Source organism: Rhodococcus sp. DK176 (assembly GCF_038447315.2).
Lineage (GTDB): Bacteria > Actinomycetota > Actinomycetes > Mycobacteriales > Mycobacteriaceae > Rhodococcus_F > Rhodococcus_F jostii_A.
The window spans coordinates 6,181,433-6,198,317 of record NZ_CP118321.2 but is presented as its reverse complement, the minus strand read 5'-3'; the positions used below and the strand labels follow the sequence as shown (position 1 = coordinate 6,198,317).

The following is a 16,885-nucleotide window of genomic DNA, read 5'->3' as shown; positions in this document are numbered from 1 at the left end:
CTTCTGGTCCGGACCACGTGCGAAACGCAGTATCTTGCGACATGCACCAAGAAGCCCGGAAGCGACCGGGCACTACTGACTGAGAAAGCTGGGGTTCCGTGCGCAGCAGATCCGATCGACTTCTGAGACTCGTCAGACGTCCGAGAGTGCCCGCGGTGATCGCCGCGCTGACGCTGCTCGTCACACTCGTCGCGCCCGGCCTTGCCGGCGCACAAGAGCCCGCACCGGGCAACAACTACACCATCGCCACCGACATCACGTTCGCCCCGTTCGAGTTCCAGGACGAGAGCGGCAAGCTCGTCGGAATCGACATGGATCTCCTCGCCGCCATCGCCGAGGACCAGGGGTTCACCTACCAGGTCAACGCCGTCGGATTCGACGCCGCACTCCAGGCGGTCACGGGCGGTCAGGCCAACGGCATGATCGCCGGCATGTCGATCACCGACGCCCGCAAGGCGACGTTCGACTTCTCCGATCCGTACTTCGAGTCGGGCGTCCAGATGGGCGTGCTCGAGAGCAACGACTCGGTCACCTCGTACGAGGACCTGCGCGGCAAATCCGTCGCGGTCAAGAACGGCACCGAGGGCGCCACGTACGCGGAGTCCATCAAGGACCAGTACGGATTCACCACCAAGTACTTCGCCGACTCGTCGAGCATGTTCGACGAGGTCCGCACGGGTAACTCGGCGGCCGTGTTCGAGGACTACCCCGTCCTCGCCTACGGCATCAAGCAGGGCAACGGGTTCAAGACGGTCACCGACAAGGTCCCCGGCGCCAGCTACGGGTTCGCCGTCGCGAAGGGCCAGAACGCGCAGCTCCTGCAGGAATTCAACACCGGGCTCGCCAACCTGAAGGCCAGCGGCCAGTACGACGAGATCCTCGACACCTACCTCAACTCGGACGCATCCGACGACGACAACTCGATCCTGGGCCTGATCAAGAGCACCTACCCGCTGCTGCTCGAGGGCCTGTGGCTCACGATCGTCCTGACCGTGGTATCGATCGCCATCGCGCTCGTCCTCGGCGCGATCTTCGGCCTGTTCCGGGTGTCGACCAACATCGTCCTGCGCGGCATCGGCACCACCTACGTCGACGTGTTCCGCGGCACCCCGCTGCTGGTGCAGGCGTTCTTCATCTACTTCGGCATCCCGGCGGCCCTGGACTTCCAGATGTCGGCGTTCACGGCGGGCATCATCACGCTGAGCCTCAACGCCGGCGCGTACATGGCCGAGATCGTGCGCGGCGGCATCCTGTCCGTCGACAAGGGCCAGATGGAAGCGTCGCGGAGCCTCGGCATCAGCTACCTGAAGTCGATGCAGAAGGTCGTGATGCCGCAGGCCGTGCGGACGATGATCCCGTCGTACATCAATCAGTTCGTGATCACGCTGAAGGACACGTCGATCCTGTCCGTGATCGGGCTCGCCGAGCTCACTCAGACCGGGCGGATCATCATCGCCCGCAACTTCCAGTCCTTCAACATGTGGCTGATCATCGGCGTGATGTATTTCATCATCATCATGGCGTTGACGAAGCTGTCGAACCGGCTCGAGAAGAGGATCAACAAGTGACCGAGACACCGGTGACAGAGAACAAGGCCGAGACCGCCGACCCGAAGATCCGGGTGAAGGGTCTGAAGAAGTCGTTCGGCGACAACGAGGTCCTCAAGGGCCTCGACGTCGACATCGCGAGCGGTGAAGTGGTCTGCGTGATCGGGCCGTCGGGCTCCGGCAAGAGCACGTTCCTGCGCTGCCTCAACCGGCTCGAGGACATCACGGACGGCAAGGTCGTGGTCGACGGGTTCGACGTGAGCGACAAGAAGATCGACATCGACCGGGTGCGTCAGCACATCGGCATGGTCTTCCAGCACTTCAACTTGTTCCCGCACATGACGGCGATCGAGAACGTGATGCTCGCGCCCGTGCAGACCAAGCGGGCCTCCAAGGAGGAGGCGCGGGCGACGGCGGTCCGGCTGCTCGAGCAGGTCGGGTTGGCGGAGAAGGCGGACGCGAAGCCGGCGAACCTGTCCGGTGGGCAGAAGCAGCGCGTCGCGATCGCGCGGGCCCTGGCGATGAACCCGGACATCATGCTGTTCGACGAGGCGACCAGCGCCCTGGACCCCGAGATGGTGGGCGAGGTGCTGCAGGTTCTGCGCGACCTCGCGAAGGGTGGCATGACGATGGTCGTGGTCACGCACGAGATGGGCTTCGCCCGCGAGGTGTCCGACCGGGTGATCTTCATGGCCGACGGTTACGTGGTCGAGGAGGGCACTCCGGAGCAGATCTTCGGCGACCCGCAGCAGTCCCGCACCCAGGACTTCCTGAACAAGGTCCTCTGACACGTGAGTGGCGAAGCGTGCCGGGGCACGCTTCGCCACTTACATGGGGTCAGACGGTGGCGCGTTCCTTCGCGACCCACGGAACCTTGTGGCCGAGCAGTCCGTCGACGCCGAACCGGCCCGATCCGACGACGGCGAGCAGCAGCGAGCCGACTCCCAGAGCCAGCACCAGCTCGTAGCCGCCCTCGCTGGCGAAGATTCCCTTGTCGACGTGCACGAGGAAGAAGGCGCCGACCATGTCGAGGAAGAGCAGGATGCCGAAGATCGGGACGGCCGCCCCGACGATGAGCGCGATTCCGCCGATCAGCTCGATCCACGTCGCGAGGAACGCCGAGACGCCGGGAAGCGGAACTCCCATGGCCTCGAAGCCGGCGGTCGTGGCGTCGAGTCCGTTGGTGAATGCCTTCTGCCAGCCGTGGGCGAGGAAGATGACGCCGATGCCCACGCGGGCGACGAGGATTCCCAGGCTTCGAACTGCGGGGTTGTTCATGGATGTGCCTTTCATCGTGGTGTCCCCGCGCGACCGGGACGACCGTTAGTTGAACAAGCAGCGATCCTAAGTTCTCTAACTTGAAACTTCAACATAGGGCCTTCGGCCCCGTGAGTGGTTGACGAGTCCAGGGACTCGTCAACCACTCACGGGCCGGAGGCCGTACACGCGCTCGGCGGTCGCGGTGGACGCCTTCGCCAGGTCGTCCGGATCCTCGCCACGGATCTCGGCGAGCGCCCGGACCGTGTACGGGAGGCAGTACGGCTCGTTGGGAGCGCCCCGGAACGGGTGCGGAGTGAGGAACGGCGCATCCGTCTCGACGATCAACTGATCCGATGGCACCAGGGGGGCCGCTTCCCGCAGGGCCTTCGCGTTCTTGAAGCTGACGGTGCCGGAGAAGCTGAGGACGTAACCGGCGTCGACGCACTCGCGCGCCATCTCGGCGTCCGAGGAGAAGCAGTGAAAGATCACCGTCTCCGGCGCACCCTCCTCACGCAGCACCTGCAGCAGCGCCTGATCGGCCTCCCGGTTGTGGATCATCAGCGTCTTGCCGAGCCGCTTCGCGAGGTCGATGTGCCAGCGGAAGCCCTCGGTCTGCTCGGGGACCGTGGCGCAGCCGTCGAGTTTCCCGGGCCAGTAGAAGTCGAGTCCCGTCTCTCCCACCGCGACCACCCGAGGATCACCGGCAAGTCGCTCGATCTCCGCCCGGGTCGCGTCGTCGAGCACGTTCGCCCGGGTGGGGTGGATGGCCACGGCCGCGTAGACGCGGGGATCCCAGTGGGCCGCATCGACGGCGAACTGCGCGGCCGCCAGGTCGTCGGCCACCGTGACCACCCGCTCCACCCCGACCGCGGCGGCCCGGTCGACGATCGCCGTGACGCTCGCGGCGTCCGAGGCACCACACGCGTCGAGGTGGGTGTGCGAGTCGACGAGCGGGAACAGCGGCGCGGGGGCTTCCGGGGCGGGACGGTCTTTGCTCATGCGGACATTGTCGACGCCGCCGCCGCACGTGTCACATGCGGTACTTTCTCCCGGACGGGGAGGGAGCCGTGTCCATGACTTCGAGCTCGATGAACGGCCGCGTGATCGCGGTGACCGGTGGCGCGAGGGGAATCGGGAGGGAGGTCGCCCGACAGCTGGCACTGGCCGGCGCCCGGGTCGCGATCGGCGACGTCGACGGCGCCGCCGCCCGCAGGACGGCGGACGAACTCGGCCGGGCGGGCGGGACGGTGGAGGGTCTCGAACTGGACGTCACCGACACCGCGTCGTTCGCGGCATTCCTCACGGCCGTCGAGGACCACTGGGGCCGGATCGACGTACTCGTCAACAACGCGGGCGTGATGTGGGTCGGCAGGTTCGACGAGGAACCCGAGTCCGCGACGGATCGGCAGCTCGCCGTGAACCTGCACGGCGTCATCCGCGGGGTGAGACTGGCGGCGCCGGCGATGCGTGCGCGCGGCCGCGGCCAGATCGTCACGGTGGCGTCGCTGGCGTCGAAGGTCGCACCCCCCGGCGAGTCGACGTATGCCGCGACGAAACACGGCGTGCTCGGTTACCTGACCGGTGTCCGCGAGGAACTCCGCGGGTCGGGCGTGCAGATCTCGGTGATCATGCCCGCTGTCGTCGACACCGAACTCGCGGCCGGCACGGCGACGGGCGCGGCAAAACTGCTGACGCCGGCCGACGTCGCGAAGACCGTCGTCGCGGTGATCCACCGCCCCCGGTTCGAGGTCACCATCCCCCGGTACGTCGGCCCGCTTGCGCGCCTGGTCACCGTCTTTCCGCAGTTCGCCCGCGACTTCGCGATCCGCCGCATGGTCCCCGACCAGGTCAGGTCCACGAACAAGTCGGCCCGCGCGGCGTACGAGTCACGCACCGTCACCGACGAGGACGGCGCCGGGCAGGCCTAGAACCCGAATCTGCGCGTCACGAAACGGCGGCGCGCAGATAGAGTGGTCGCACCATGAATGCTGCTGATTCCACCGCCTCGCGGCCACCTTTCTATCTGACGACGGCGATCGCGTACCCGAACGGCGTCCCGCACATCGGCCACGCTTACGAGTACATCTCCTCGGACGCCCTCGCACGTTTCAAGCGTCTGGACGGGTTCGACGTCTACTTCATGACGGGAACCGACGAACACGGCCTGAAGATGCAGCAGACGGCGGCCAAGGAAGGCATCGACGTCCGTGAGCTCGCCGCGCGGAACTCGGACGTGTTCGAGGCCATGGACAAGACGTTGAACATCTCCTTCGACCGGTTCATCCGCACCACGGATGCCGATCACGAAGAAGCCAGCAAGGCGATCTGGCGGAGGATGCTCGACAACGGCGACATCTACCTCGACACGTACTCGGGCTGGTACTCGGTCCGCGACGAGGCGTTCTACACCGAGGCCGAGACCACCCTGCAGGACGACGGTTCACGCCTGTCCACCGAGACGGGCACCCCGGTCGAGTGGACGGAGGAGTCCACGTACTTCTTCAAGCTGTCCGAGTACCAGGACAAGCTGCTCCGGCTGTACGAGGAGAATCCCGACTTCATCGCACCCGCGACTCGCCGCAACGAGATCGTCAGCTTCGTCAAGGGCGGACTGAAGGACCTGTCGATCTCCCGCACGACGTTCGACTGGGGCGTTCCGGTCCCCGACCATCCCGAGCACGTGATGTACGTGTGGGTGGACGCGCTCACCAACTACCTGACCGGCGCCGGATACCCGGACACCGACTCCGAGCAGTTCGGCAAGTTCTGGCCGGCGAACCTGCACATCATCGGCAAGGACATCACCCGGTTCCACACCGTGTACTGGCCGGCGTTCCTGATGTCGGCGGGAATCGAACTGCCGAAGCGCGTCTTCGTGCATGGATTCCTCTACAACAAGGGCGAGAAGATGTCGAAGTCGGTCGGCAACGTCGTCGACCCCGTCGCCATGGTGGAGCAGTACGGCCTCGACGCCGTGCGCTTCTTCCTGCTCCGCGAGATCTCCTACGGCCAGGACGGCAGCTACAGCCACGAGGCCATCGTCACCCGGATCAACGCCGACCTGGCGAACGAGCTCGGCAACCTCGCGCAGCGGTCGCTGTCGATGGTCGCGAAGAACTGCGACGCCCAGGTCCCGACCCCCGGCGAGCTGACCGAGGACGACACGGCGATGCTCGCGCAGGCGGATGCGCTGCTCGGGCGGGTTCGAGCCGAATACGACGTCCAGGCACTGCATCTCGCGCTGGAGGCGATCTGGTCGGTTCTCGGCGAGACCAACCGGTACTTCTCCAAGCAGGAGCCGTGGGTTCTGCGGAAGACGGATCCGGAGCGGATGGCGACGGTGCTGTACGTGACGCTCGAGGTGGTGCGGATCGTCGGCATCCTCGTGCAGCCGGTGATGCCGGACGCCGCGGAGAAGATCCTCGACCTCCTGGGCCAGAAGGCCGATGCCCGGCAGTTCAGCGACCTCTCGACACGCATCGTGGCGGGCACCCCGTTGCCGGCGCCGTCGGGCGTGTTCCCGCGTTACGTGGAGGACTGATCCGTGTGGGGTCCGTTCTTGTCGGACCCCGCATGCACACTCTCCCCATGACGCCGAATAGAACATACATTCGATCTCATCACGGTGGATTCGGGAACGGAGCGCGCGTGTTCGACGACGAAGTGAGCCCCCAGGCCGCCGCGGCGGTCCACACCCTGATGGGTGAGTTGTCGGCCGCGTACGAGCGTGGGTGGCAGCCCGCCGACGTCGTGCATCTTGCGCGGAGATCGAAGGAGCCGTCCGACGCGGCGCTGGCGGCGGCCCTGGTGCTGCACGAGGCGGAGCGCACGCGGGCCGCGCACCGGGCGCCGCGGGACTGGGTGGAGCAACTCCGCACCATCGGCGAGCAGTACCCCGGTGCGTCGCACCTGGCCGGGCGGGTTCCGGTCGACGGTCCCGACGTTCGGGCGCTGGCCGCCGGACTGCTGTTCGAAGACCCGTACCACTCCGTCTACCAGCTCACCGACCTGTCACTGACGTGGACGAATCTGCCCGGCTGGACGGTGCTCGCTCCCCCGCCGTCGACGTGGCCCGTCGTGCGGGTCGCCGACCCGGCCGCGGCCGTGCCGGGCGAGACCGAGGCCGACGCGAAGGTGCTCAACAGGATCCGCGGGCTGCTCGCAAAGGCCGAGGCCACCGATTTCGCGGAGGAGGCCGAGATCTTCACCGCGAAGGCGCAGGAGTTGATGACGCGTTACGCGATCAACGCCGCTCTCCTCCACACCCAGAACGGGGTGGGCAACACGGCGGTGCACAGTCGCCGCATCCACCTGGAGAATCCGTATGTCAAGGAGAAGGTGCACCTCCTCACCGAGATCGGTGACTCCAACCGGGTACGCACCGTGTGGTTCAGCTCTCTCGCCATCGCGACCGTGGTCGGAACCCCCCTCGACCTGCAACAGGTAGACATGCTGTTCACCTCGCTGCTCGTGCAGGCAACGCGCGCAATGCAATTCGCGGACGCCGACAGTCGCAGTGGTTCACGCACCACGTCGTTCCGGAAGGGTTTCCTCGCGGGCTTCGCCAGCCGCATCGGCCAGCGGTTGCGCGACGCCGACAGCCGGGCCACGGCCGAGGCCGCCGACGAGGCGTCGATCGCTGTCGACGATCTGCTGCCGATTCTGGCCACCAAATCCGAGGCCGTCGACGCCGAGTTCGACCGTCTGTTTCCGCGTACCAAGAAGGCGCGCGGCAGGGCTGTCGACGCCAACGGCTGGTACGCCGGACAGGCCGCCGCCGACGACGCGTCGCTGGCTCCCGGAGAGCGTGCCCTCCGGCGGTAGCGCTCGCCGGAGGGCACCTAGTCCTTCCGGGAGGCCAGCACCGTCTCGTAGAGTTCCCGCTTCGACACGCCGGTGGTGGCGACGAGCGCGCACGCATCCTTGAGCCGGGTGCCGTCCGCGACGAGTCGCTCCACCTCGTCGACGAGGTCGGCGGGGTCGGACGCGACGAGAGTGGCGCCTTCCACCACCACCGTGATCTCGCCGCGGACACCGTCGGCGGCCCACTCGGCGAGTTCGGCGAGGGTGCCGCGGCGAACCTCCTCGTACGTCTTGGTCAGTTCCCGGCAGACGGCGGCGCGGCGGGTTCCGCCGAGCACCTCGACCGCGTCTGCCAGGCAGTCGGCGAGCCGGTGCGGTGCCTCGAAGAACACACACGCGCGTTGCTCGGCGACCAGGGCCCGCAACCACGTCTTGCGCTGGCCTTGTTTCCGGGGCGGGAAGCCGTCGAAGCAGAACCGTTCGACGGGCAACCCGGACAGCGCGAGCGCCGTCGTCACCGCCGACGGTCCGGGCAGGCACGTCACCGCCAGATCCTCGGCCACGCACGCCGACACCAGCCGGTACCCGGGGTCGCTGACGGAGGGCATGCCGGCGTCGGTGACGAGGAGAACGGTCTTGCCGGACGCGACGTCGGCGACGAGGGCGGGCAGCCGGGCCGTCTCGACCTGGTCGTAGAAGCTGACGACCTTGCCGGTGATCGTCACGTCGAGAGCAGAGGCGAGAGCTTTGGTGCGGCGGGTGTCCTCGGCGGCGACGACGTCGGCCGTCCCGAGCGCCGTACGCAGCCTCGGCGAGGCGTCACCCACGTCCCCCATCGGTGTTGCGGCGAGCACTAGGCGACCAGTCATGACCCACAGCCTACGATTGCGGCGTGACGATGCTGACGGACGAGCGACCGACGCCCTCCGCACGACAGCCGTCCATGGTCGGACCGGCGCCCCTCGTGCCGCCCCCCGACTTCGGTCCCGTCGACCGCGCCCGCGGCTGGGTGGTCACCCTGTTCGTCACGGCGATCGGGGCGATCACCCGGTTCACGATGCTCGGTTACCCGACCGACGCGGGCACTCCCGTGTTCGACGAGAAGCACTACGCGCCGCAGGGCTGGCAGGTGCTCACCGGCGGCTGGCTCGAGGACAACCCCGGTTACGGCCTGGTGGTGCATCCGCCGATCGGCAAACAGCTGATCGCGGTGGGCGAGGCGATCTTCGGCTACAACGGCTGGGGTTGGCGTTTCGCCTCCGCCGTGGCCGGCACGATCATGGTTCTGCTGGTGATCCGCATCGTCCGCCGGCTCACCCGATCCACTCTGATCGGCGGCCTCGCCGGGATCCTGCTGGTCGCGGACGGCGTCACGTTCGTCTCGTCCCGGCTCGGCATGCTCGACATCTTCCTGGCAGTATTCGCGGTCGCCGCTCTGGGCTGCCTGGTGGTGGACCGCGACCAGGTCCGTGAGCGAATGGCCCGCGTGTACGACGAGGGCCGGATCGGCGACAGCGACTGGGGTCCGCGACTCGGGGTGCGCTGGTGGCGGTTCGGCGCCGGGATCATGCTGGGTCTGGCGTGCGGCACCAAATGGTCGGGCGTCTACTTCATCGTGTTCTTCGGGCTTCTCAGCGTCGCATTCGACGTGTCGGCCCGGCGCGCCTACGGGGTGCGTCGACCGTGGTTCGGTGCCGGCGTCCGCGATGTGGGCCCGGCGCTGTACGCGCTGGTCGTCGTGCCGCTGTTCGTGTACCTCGCCAGCTACTGGGCGTGGTTCGCCAGCGAGACGGGTGTGGACCGGCATGCCGTGGGCAACGAGATCGGGACGGGCGGCACCTGGTCGTTCGTGCCGGGCGCGCTCCGGTCGCTGTGGTACTACAGCGGCAACGTCCTCGAGTTCCACGAAGGCCTCACCAATTCGGCGGGCAATCATCACCCGTGGGAGTCGAAGCCGTGGACGTGGCCGATGGGTCTGCGCCCGATGCTGTACTACTTCGCCGAGGGTGATCACGTCACCGGCTGCGGAGCGTCGAGTTGCGTCAAGGCCGTGATGCTCATCGGGACGCCCGCGATGTGGTGGCTGGCACTGCCGATGCTCGTGTGGGCGCTGTGGCAGACCGTGGTGCGGAAGGACTGGCGGTACGCCACCGTCCTCACCGCCTACGGCGCCGCGTTCCTGCCGTGGCTGACCACCCTGGACCGCCAGATGTACTACTTCTATGCGGTGGCCCTGGCGCCGTTCATGGTGATGGGTCTCGCGCTGGTCCTCGGCGACATCCTGGGTAGCGCGAAGGCGTCGTTCGAACGGCGCACCACGGGCCTGCTCGCCGTCTGCCTCTATGTGGGGCTCGTGGTCGCCAACTTCATCTGGTTGTGGCCGATCCTCACGGCCGTCCCGATCACCGCGGACACGTGGCAGCACCAACTGTGGCTCCCCAGCTGGCGCTGACCCCGGAATTATCCCAGCTGGCGCTGACCCCGGAATTATCCCAGCTGGCGCTGACCCCGGAATTATCCCAGCTGGCGCTGACCCCGGAATGAGTCGAGCCGCCCGGGTCCCGTGGGACACCGAGCGGCTCGCAGACTGTTTCTCTAGCGGGACGAAATCCGGTCGCGACGACGTTTGGCCGCCACTCTCCGCATCTCTCTCCGCATTTCCCGGCCGTCGACGATCATCTGGTCGCGGGACAGATCCTTGTAGAGCGAGAAACACAACCCGATCATCACGAGGACGAACGGCGCCGCGGCGATGATCGTCATCGTCTGCAGTCCGTCCAGCGCGGTGTCGCCGCCGGTCCACAGGATGAGCGCGGCGACGCCACCGGTGAGCACACCCCAGAACACGACCACCCAGCGCTGCGGTTCCAGCGAACCGCGCTGCGACAGGGTGCCCATCACCATCGATGCGGCGTCGGCCCCGGAGACGAAGAAGATACCGACGAGGATCATCACCAGGACGGTCGTGATGCCGGTGAGCGGCAGGTGGTTGAGCATGCCGAACAGCTGACCCTCCTGGGTGTCCTGTCCGGCGAGGTCGATTCCGTCACGCTGCTCGCTGATTCCGGCACCACCGAAGATCGCGAACCACACGAGGCTCACGGCGCTCGGCACCACGATCACGCCGACCACGAACTGGCGGATGGTCCGGCCGCGGCTGATGCGTGCCAGGAACATGCCGACGAACGGGGTCCAGGAGATCCACCACGCCCAGTAGAAGATGGTCCACGAGGACAACCATTCGCCGGTCGCCGGATCGGACGACGCTCCGGTGCGGGCCGACATCTGCGCGAGCTGCGCGGCGTAGGCGCCGATCGTGGTGGGCAGCAGGTTGAGGATCAGGACCGTCGGCCCCACGACGAACACGAAGAGGGCCAGGATGACGGCGAGCACCATGTTGGTGTTGGAGAGCCACTGAATTCCCTTCGCGACACCCGACACGGCGGATGCCACGAACGCGAGGGTCAGCAGGGCGACAATGGCGACCAGCAGGAACGTGCTGACCTCCGACATCCACCCGACGACCTGGAAACCGGACCCGATCTGCAGTGCGCCGAGGCCCAGCGAAGCGGCGGTGCCGAACAGCGTCGCGAAGATCGCGAGAACGTCGATGAACTTGCCGATCGGCCCCTCGGCGCGACGGCCGAGCAGCGGGATGAAGGCGGAGCTGAACAGCTGCTTGCGACCCTTGCGGTACGAGCCGTACGCGATCGACAGTCCGACAACCGCGTACATCGCCCAGGGGTGCAGGCTCCAGTGGAACATGGTGGTGGCCATCGCAGTTCCGATGCCACCGTTGGAACCCGGAGGGGGTGTCACGTAGTGCGCGAGAGGTTCGGCGACACCGAAGAACATCAGTCCGATGCCCATGCCGGCGCTGAACATCATCGCGATCCAGCTGACCGTCCGGAACTCGGGCTTCTCGCCGTCCTTGCCGAGCGGGATGTGACCGAACTTGCTGAACGCGAGCCACAGTGAGAAGAGGACGAATCCGGACGCCGACAGGACGAACAACCAGCCCATGTCGGTGACCAGCCAGTCGAGTGCCTTGCCGGTCGTGGAGTCGAGATTGTCGGGGGCCACGAGCCCCCAGACGACGATTGCCGAGACCGCGGCGGCAGCGGCGGAGAACACGACTTGGTCGGTGCGAACACCGACCCGTTTGAGCCCTCCGCCGACGCTCGCGTCGGCGGTCTCGGAACCTTGATCAGGCAGATCAGTATTCATTGCCATGAACAACTACGTTGGTCATTTTCGATGGTAAAAGCAAGCTAGCCCATCGCTTCACACCGAATCGAGACCCAGCCTACGGCATCGTCACGCTGCGGTTTTTCCCCATCCCGAGCCTCTTCCGAGAAGCCCGTCGATGCTGAGGCGTCCGGCACCGATCACGGCGAGAAGAAGTGACCCGACGCCGAGTGCGACAACGAGTTCGTACCCGCCGTTCGCGACGAAGACGCCCTTGTCCGCGTGTACCAGAATCAGCGCTCCGAGCATGTCGAGGAACAGCAGGATTCCGGCGATCGGCGTGGCCACTCCCACGATGAGAGCAAATCCACCCGCGAGTTCGATAGTGGCGGCCGCAACAGCCGAAATGTCGGGAAGCGGGACGCCCATGTCTGCGAACGACGCCTGTGTGGCCTTCACTCCGTAGTCGAAGAACTTCTGCCAGCCGTGCGCGACGAAGACGACGCCGAGTCCGATCCGGGCAATCAGTAGTGCGAGGTCGCGGAAGAGTGCGGAAGCCATACCGAGTGTCTACCTTTCTGGGGTCACACCTTCTGGATGCGGCGCCGTCCTCATTCGGCGCCGCGGAGAGCGGACTGCACGAAGCCGAGGATCTCCTCGTCGGACACCCCCAGCTTCCGCAGGTCCTGCACATACCGTGTTGCGGCCTTCTCGGCCCCGGCGCGAATGGGGTCGCCGCCGCTCGCGATGAACGTGCCCTGCTTGCCACGGGTTTCGATGACACCCTGCTCGCCGAGTTCCCGGTACGCCTTGGCCACCGTGTTCGGAGCCAGACCCACCTCGACGGCGAGTGCGCGGACCGTGGGAATCTTGGTTCCCGCGATCAGCTGCCCACTGCGCACCTGCTCGATGATCTGCAATCGCAACTGATCGAACGGGGCGGTCGACGAATCCGGATCGATGTCGATGTCCACGGCCGGCGCCACCTCCGTTGTTCCACGCGTTGTATCAGACCGTAGTTGCGCGGTTGCGGCGCCGCAATGCTTACACCGCGGCGACGGCCTCCTCGATCGGCGTCGGGCCGGATGTCAGCATCAGCGTCTTCTTGGCAGTCTCCGGGTGGTCCAGGAGCGCCGCGACCACTGCGGCCACGTCGGCGCGCGGGACGGTGCCGGGCTCGAGAGGAGGCGCGGTGAGCGTGACGTGACCCGTCGGGTCGTCGTCGAGCAGACCGCCCGGACGGAGAATCGTCCAATCGAGGTGGGTGCGGGCGCGCAGGTCTTCCTCGGCGGCCGTCTTCGCGACGAGGTAGGCCGCGAACACCTCGTCGGTGCCCTCGGGGATCGGCTCCCCCGCCCCGAACGAACTGATCTGGACGAATCGCCGCGTTCCCGCCTTCTCGGCGGCGTCCGCGAGGAGAACCGCGGCCCCGCGATCGACGGTGTCCTTGCGTGCGATACCGCTGCCCGGGCCTGCGCCCGCGGCGAACACCGCGGCGTCCGCACCGACGAGCGTCTTCGCCACGTCGTCCGGGCTCGCCGTCTCCAGATCGATCACCACCGGTTCGGCGCCGAGCGCCGCCACGTCGTGCTCGTGATCGGGGTTGCGGATCAGCGCGACCGCGCGATCACCGCGTGCGGTGAGAATCTTGATGAGGTGACGGGCGATCTTCCCGTGTCCACCCGCGATGACGATGCGCCGCGGAGTTGCGTCCCTGTGCTCGGCCATGATCGATCTCCCTCTTTCGTCGACTATTCACGAGTTACTACCCCTGGTTCAGCGCTCCCTGCGGGCGGGTTTGTTCCCCGGTGCAGAATGTCGGGTATGGCGAACACCGCGACCATCTACCACAACCAGCGATGCAACACGTCCCGCACCGTCCTCGGACTGATCCGCGACGCGGGCATCGAGCCGACCGTCGTGAAGTACCTCGAGACCCCGCCCTCACGGGACGGGTTGCGCAAACTTCTCGACGACGCCGGGCTGAAGCCGAGCGAGGCGATACGCACGAAGGAGACTGTCTTCAAGGAACTCGGGCTCGCCGAAGCATCCGAGGACGAACTGCTGGAAGCGATGGTGGACAACCCCATCCTCATCGAGCGACCCATCGTCGTGACGGACAAGGGCACCGTCCTCGCCCGCCCTGCCGAGAAGGTCCGCGAGGTCCTCTAGGCCCTCCGGGCGCCTATAGCGGGTCGCGAGCAACCGGACAGGACATGCAGCGGGGCCCGCCGCGGCCGGAGCCGAGTTCGGAACCGGCGATCCGCAGTACCTCGATGCCCGACGCCTCGAGCCGGGCGTTGGTCTCGACGTTCCGTTCGTATGCGACGACGACGCCTGGTGCGAGTGCGAGCGTGTTGTTTCCGTCGTCCCACTGTTCGCGTTCGGCGGTGACGTTGTCGAGTCCGGTGTCGATGACGCGCAGCTTGCCGATGCCCATGGCCTCGGCGGCGGCGGTCAGGAACGGATCGGCTCCGCGGATCGACACACCCTTGTCTTCGCGGTGAATGGTGAACGCCGACAGCGTGTCCTGGATGATCGGGTACATCACGACGGCGTCGTGGTCGACCATCGTGCACACGGTGTCGAGGTGCATCGACGCCCGGGCCTGCGCGATGGGCACCACCAGCACGGTGTGCGCCAGTTCGTCCTCGAAGACGCTGCGCGCCAACGCCTCGGCGCCTGCCGGTGTAGTGCGCTCCCCCACCCCGACGGCGACGACTCCCGGTGCGAGGAGCAGGACGTCGCCGCCTTCGACGGGGGCCGTGTGGGATTCGTAGGCGCGCCGGGCGCCGCGGAAACGCGGGTGGTGGGCGTAGATGATGTCGGTGAGGGACGTTTCGCGGACGCGGGCGGGCAGGGCGAGGGACGTGATCGCGACGCGGGGTCCGATCCAGAACGACGAGTCCCGGGTGAACAGCAGGTTGGGCAGCGGGTCGATGACGAAGTCGCCGCCGTGGTGCATGCGCCGGACCAGCGACGCCGTGTTGGCGGCGACGGGAAGTTCGTCGAAGGTCATGCCCGCGGTGAGGATGGTGGACAGGTCGGGGGCCGGGACACCGCGGAGGTGTGCGGCCAATTCCTGGGCCAGGGTGTGCCCGAGTTTGCGGGCGTCGACGGCCGCGCCGATGCCCTGTATGCGGGCGGCGCCGCTGGCGCCGAGCGTCTCGGTGAGCAGGTCGGACAGCAGCAGGACCTCGACACCGCGGCTGCGCAGGAGGTCCGCGAACGCGTCGTGCTCTTCCTGCGCGCGGTCGACCCAGGGCAGTCCGTCGAAGAGCAGTTGGTCGTTGTTGCGGGGCGTGAGCCGCTTCAGTTCGTCCCCGGGCCGGTGCAGGAGGACGGCACGCAGCTGCCCGACTTCGGAGTTGGCCCCCAGCGGTGCAGAACCGGACGCGTTCATGTCTAGACGGTAATGCCGGCGGGCCCGGCAGGCACGCTCAAACACTCCGTCGCCGCCCGTGTCCCTCGGCGCCGCAGGCGAGTACCGTGAAACGGCGGAGGTATCTCATGGACGAGAACTCGACTCTCTCGCCGGCGCACTCGGATGCGGCGGCGAGTTCGTCTGCGAACACGCCGCCAGTTCCGTACGTTCCTTCCGCCCTGGCACCGTTCGCCGGTCTGTGGCGCGGCGAGGGCGAGGGCGCGTACCCGACGATCGACGACTTCGCGTACACCGAGGAGATCGAATTCGCTCCCACCGGTAAACCGTTCCTGGCGTACCGGTCTCGGACGAGGGAGGCGGGCAGCGGTCGGCCGTTGCACTCGGAGTCCGGGTTTCTGCGGCTCGTCGGCGAGGACGAGGCGGAACTGCTCGTGGCCCAGCCGACCGGATTCACCGAGATCCACCGTGGTCAGGTCCGGGAGGGGACCATCGAATTGTCGATGGTGGTGCTGAGCGCGTCCCCGGACGCGAAACCGGTGCACAGCATCCGGCGACAGTTGTCGGTGCGCGGCGGCGACCTCACGTACGACCTGTGGATGGCGCATGACCTGACTCCGCTCACGCACCACCTGCACGGACATCTCCGCCGCGACTGACCTCGAGTATTGTTCAGGTAACCGCGGAAAGGTTGCCTGTCGTGGAGATGCCCGAGTGGAGAGCCAAGGAACTGACGCCGGGGCAGCTGTCGGAGCGCAGTGGCGTGGCGGTGTCGGCGTTGCACTTCTACGAGCGCGAGGGGCTGATCACCAGCAGGCGGACGTCCGGCAATCAGCGTCGCTACCGCAGGGACACGTTGCGGCGGGTCGCGTTCATCCGCATCGCCCAGCGGGTCGGGATTCCGCTGGCCGAGATCCGGGACGCCCTCGCGACCCTTCCCGAGGGCCGGACGCCGAACCGGAAGGACTGGGAGAAGCTCTCGACGCGGTGGCATGCGGATCTGGATCAGCGGATCGAGCAGCTGATCCGGCTCCGCGACAACCTGACGGGCTGCATCGGCTGCGGGTGCCTCTCGCTCGGGAGTTGCGCGATCGTCAACAGCCACGACCGGCTGGGCACGGCGGGGCCGGGCGCCCGCACGTTGGACGTCGAACTCGACGGCCCGGCCCCCTGGGCGTGAGCGTCAGCTGTCGCCGAGCCACTTCTCGATCGCGTCGCGGTCCTGTCCGACCATGTCGCCGACCAGCTTCCTGACGAGGGACTCGATCTGCCCGCCGACGAGCGGAATCTTGACCTGCACCGCTCCGGCGACGTCCAGGACGGTGACGTCGCCCGACGCGCGGAGTACCGACGTGCACTCGATCTTCACCGGGATCCCGGTGGAGCTGCCACTGATCCGGCCGTCGGCGCGGTCGCCGTCGAGGGCGCCCCATTCGTCGGCACGCTCGACCTTCAGTTCACCCGAGACGACCTTGCGGACCAGCCCGGGGAGGGAGGACGCGCCGATGGTGTCGCGCATCGTCGCCGTCAGGGTCCCGGGGCCGCGGCTGTCGTCGAGGGTGAGTTTCTCCGGCGCCTCTTCGAACCGGTGCTGCCAGAACGCCCGATCCGTCACCGTCGCGTGCACCCGGTCGATCGGGTACGCGATCTGTTCGGAGTATTCGAAGCTTTTCGCCATGACGGCAGCCTACGACAACTCCGTGAG

The 16,885-nt window shown here is 67.2% G+C and carries 19 protein-coding genes; 10 read left to right on the top strand and 9 right to left on the bottom strand.

Annotation, left to right across the window (positions count from 1 at the left end):
• Positions 1–98 precede the first annotated feature (98 nt).
• Positions 99–1,568, top strand: a complete 1,470-nt coding sequence (locus tag PSR88_RS28815; protein ID WP_011597801.1) for an amino acid ABC transporter substrate-binding protein/permease — start codon at positions 99–101, stop codon at positions 1,566–1,568.
• Positions 1,565–2,335, top strand: coding sequence for an amino acid ABC transporter ATP-binding protein (locus PSR88_RS28810; protein WP_009478922.1), 771 nt, complete (start codon positions 1,565–1,567; stop codon positions 2,333–2,335). The genes PSR88_RS28815 and PSR88_RS28810 overlap by 4 nt, the downstream gene beginning before the upstream one ends.
• Before the next feature lie 49 nt (positions 2,336–2,384).
• Here the strand turns inward: PSR88_RS28810 and PSR88_RS28805 are convergent, their stop codons facing one another.
• A complete protein-coding gene (locus PSR88_RS28805) occupies positions 2,385–2,825 on the bottom strand; it encodes a DoxX family protein (RefSeq protein WP_009478921.1) in 441 nt (146 codons plus the stop codon).
• A gap of 138 nt (positions 2,826–2,963) precedes the next feature.
• Positions 2,964–3,806 carry a TatD family hydrolase gene (locus PSR88_RS28800; protein WP_005255429.1) on the bottom strand — a complete coding sequence of 281 codons (843 nt, stop codon included), beginning with the start codon at positions 3,804–3,806 and terminating at the stop codon, positions 2,964–2,966.
• Between the two features lie 35 nt (positions 3,807–3,841).
• Here PSR88_RS28800 and PSR88_RS28795 point away from each other — a divergent pair, with 35 nt between their 5' ends.
• Genes PSR88_RS28795 through PSR88_RS28785 form a run of 3 tightly spaced genes read left to right on the top strand, consistent with a single transcriptional unit; the run spans position 3,842 to position 7,631 of the window.
• Positions 3,842–4,735 carry an SDR family NAD(P)-dependent oxidoreductase gene (locus PSR88_RS28795; RefSeq protein ID WP_016883477.1) on the top strand — a complete coding sequence of 298 codons (894 nt, stop codon included), beginning with the start codon at positions 3,842–3,844 and terminating at the stop codon, positions 4,733–4,735.
• A 53-nt stretch (positions 4,736–4,788) separates the two neighbouring features.
• Positions 4,789–6,348, top strand: coding sequence for a methionine--tRNA ligase (gene metG / locus PSR88_RS28790; protein WP_009478919.1), 1,560 nt, complete (start codon positions 4,789–4,791; stop codon positions 6,346–6,348).
• A 47-nt stretch (positions 6,349–6,395) separates the two neighbouring features.
• Entirely contained in the window at positions 6,396–7,631 is a 1,236-nt protein-coding gene (locus tag PSR88_RS28785; protein WP_050787398.1) for a DUF2786 domain-containing protein, read from the top strand.
• Positions 7,632–7,648: 17 nt separating this feature from the next.
• Here PSR88_RS28785 and rsmI read toward each other — a convergent pair whose 3' ends face one another.
• On the bottom strand, positions 7,649–8,479 hold the full coding sequence (gene rsmI, locus PSR88_RS28780; protein ID WP_011597796.1) for a 16S rRNA (cytidine(1402)-2'-O)-methyltransferase: 831 nt from the start codon (positions 8,477–8,479) through the stop codon (positions 7,649–7,651).
• Between the two features lie 74 nt (positions 8,480–8,553).
• On the opposite strand from rsmI, the gene PSR88_RS28775 reads away from it, so the two are divergent.
• Both PSR88_RS28775 and PSR88_RS28770 read left to right on the top strand, forming a co-directional pair.
• On the top strand, positions 8,554–10,062 hold the full coding sequence (locus tag PSR88_RS28775; RefSeq protein WP_037197419.1) for a dolichyl-phosphate-mannose--protein mannosyltransferase: 1,509 nt from the start codon (positions 8,554–8,556) through the stop codon (positions 10,060–10,062).
• Positions 10,026–10,154, top strand: coding sequence for a hypothetical protein (locus tag PSR88_RS28770; RefSeq protein WP_342338586.1), 129 nt, complete (start codon positions 10,026–10,028; stop codon positions 10,152–10,154). Before PSR88_RS28775 ends, PSR88_RS28770 begins: the two co-directional genes overlap by 37 nt.
• Before the next feature lie 51 nt (positions 10,155–10,205).
• Here PSR88_RS28770 and PSR88_RS28765 read toward each other — a convergent pair whose 3' ends face one another.
• The 4 genes from PSR88_RS28765 to PSR88_RS28750 form a co-directional block, all read right to left on the bottom strand.
• Positions 10,206–11,837, bottom strand: a complete 1,632-nt coding sequence (locus PSR88_RS28765) for a BCCT family transporter (protein ID WP_371113087.1) — start codon at positions 11,835–11,837, stop codon at positions 10,206–10,208.
• A 90-nt stretch (positions 11,838–11,927) separates the two neighbouring features.
• Positions 11,928–12,359, bottom strand: a complete 432-nt coding sequence (locus tag PSR88_RS28760) for a DoxX family protein (protein WP_011597793.1) — start codon at positions 12,357–12,359, stop codon at positions 11,928–11,930.
• A gap of 50 nt (positions 12,360–12,409) precedes the next feature.
• Positions 12,410–12,784, bottom strand: coding sequence for a GntR family transcriptional regulator (locus PSR88_RS28755; RefSeq protein WP_016883479.1), 375 nt, complete (start codon positions 12,782–12,784; stop codon positions 12,410–12,412).
• 58 nt (positions 12,785–12,842) lie between these two features.
• Positions 12,843–13,526, bottom strand: coding sequence for an NAD(P)H-binding protein (locus tag PSR88_RS28750; RefSeq protein ID WP_009478912.1), 684 nt, complete (start codon positions 13,524–13,526; stop codon positions 12,843–12,845).
• 87 nt (positions 13,527–13,613) lie between these two features.
• Here PSR88_RS28750 and arsC point away from each other — a divergent pair, with 87 nt between their 5' ends.
• A complete protein-coding gene (gene arsC, locus PSR88_RS28745; protein WP_009478911.1) occupies positions 13,614–13,970 on the top strand; it encodes an arsenate reductase (glutaredoxin) in 357 nt (118 codons plus the stop codon).
• Between the two features lie 13 nt (positions 13,971–13,983).
• Here arsC and arcA read toward each other — a convergent pair whose 3' ends face one another.
• Complete coding sequence (gene arcA, locus PSR88_RS28740) at positions 13,984–15,201, bottom strand: arginine deiminase (protein WP_009478910.1); 1,218 nt, start codon at positions 15,199–15,201, stop codon at positions 13,984–13,986.
• Positions 15,202–15,308: 107 nt separating this feature from the next.
• Between arcA and PSR88_RS28735 the strand changes: the two genes are divergently transcribed.
• Both PSR88_RS28735 and soxR read left to right on the top strand, forming a co-directional pair.
• Positions 15,309–15,839 carry an FABP family protein gene (locus PSR88_RS28735; RefSeq protein ID WP_016883480.1) on the top strand — a complete coding sequence of 177 codons (531 nt, stop codon included), beginning with the start codon at positions 15,309–15,311 and terminating at the stop codon, positions 15,837–15,839.
• A gap of 41 nt (positions 15,840–15,880) precedes the next feature.
• A complete protein-coding gene (gene soxR, locus PSR88_RS28730; RefSeq protein ID WP_016883481.1) occupies positions 15,881–16,360 on the top strand; it encodes a redox-sensitive transcriptional activator SoxR in 480 nt (159 codons plus the stop codon).
• Between the two features lie 3 nt (positions 16,361–16,363).
• Here the strand turns inward: soxR and PSR88_RS28725 are convergent, their stop codons facing one another.
• Positions 16,364–16,858, bottom strand: a complete 495-nt coding sequence (locus PSR88_RS28725; protein WP_009478907.1) for a DUF2505 domain-containing protein — start codon at positions 16,856–16,858, stop codon at positions 16,364–16,366.
• Between the last annotated feature and the right edge of the window lie 27 nt (positions 16,859–16,885).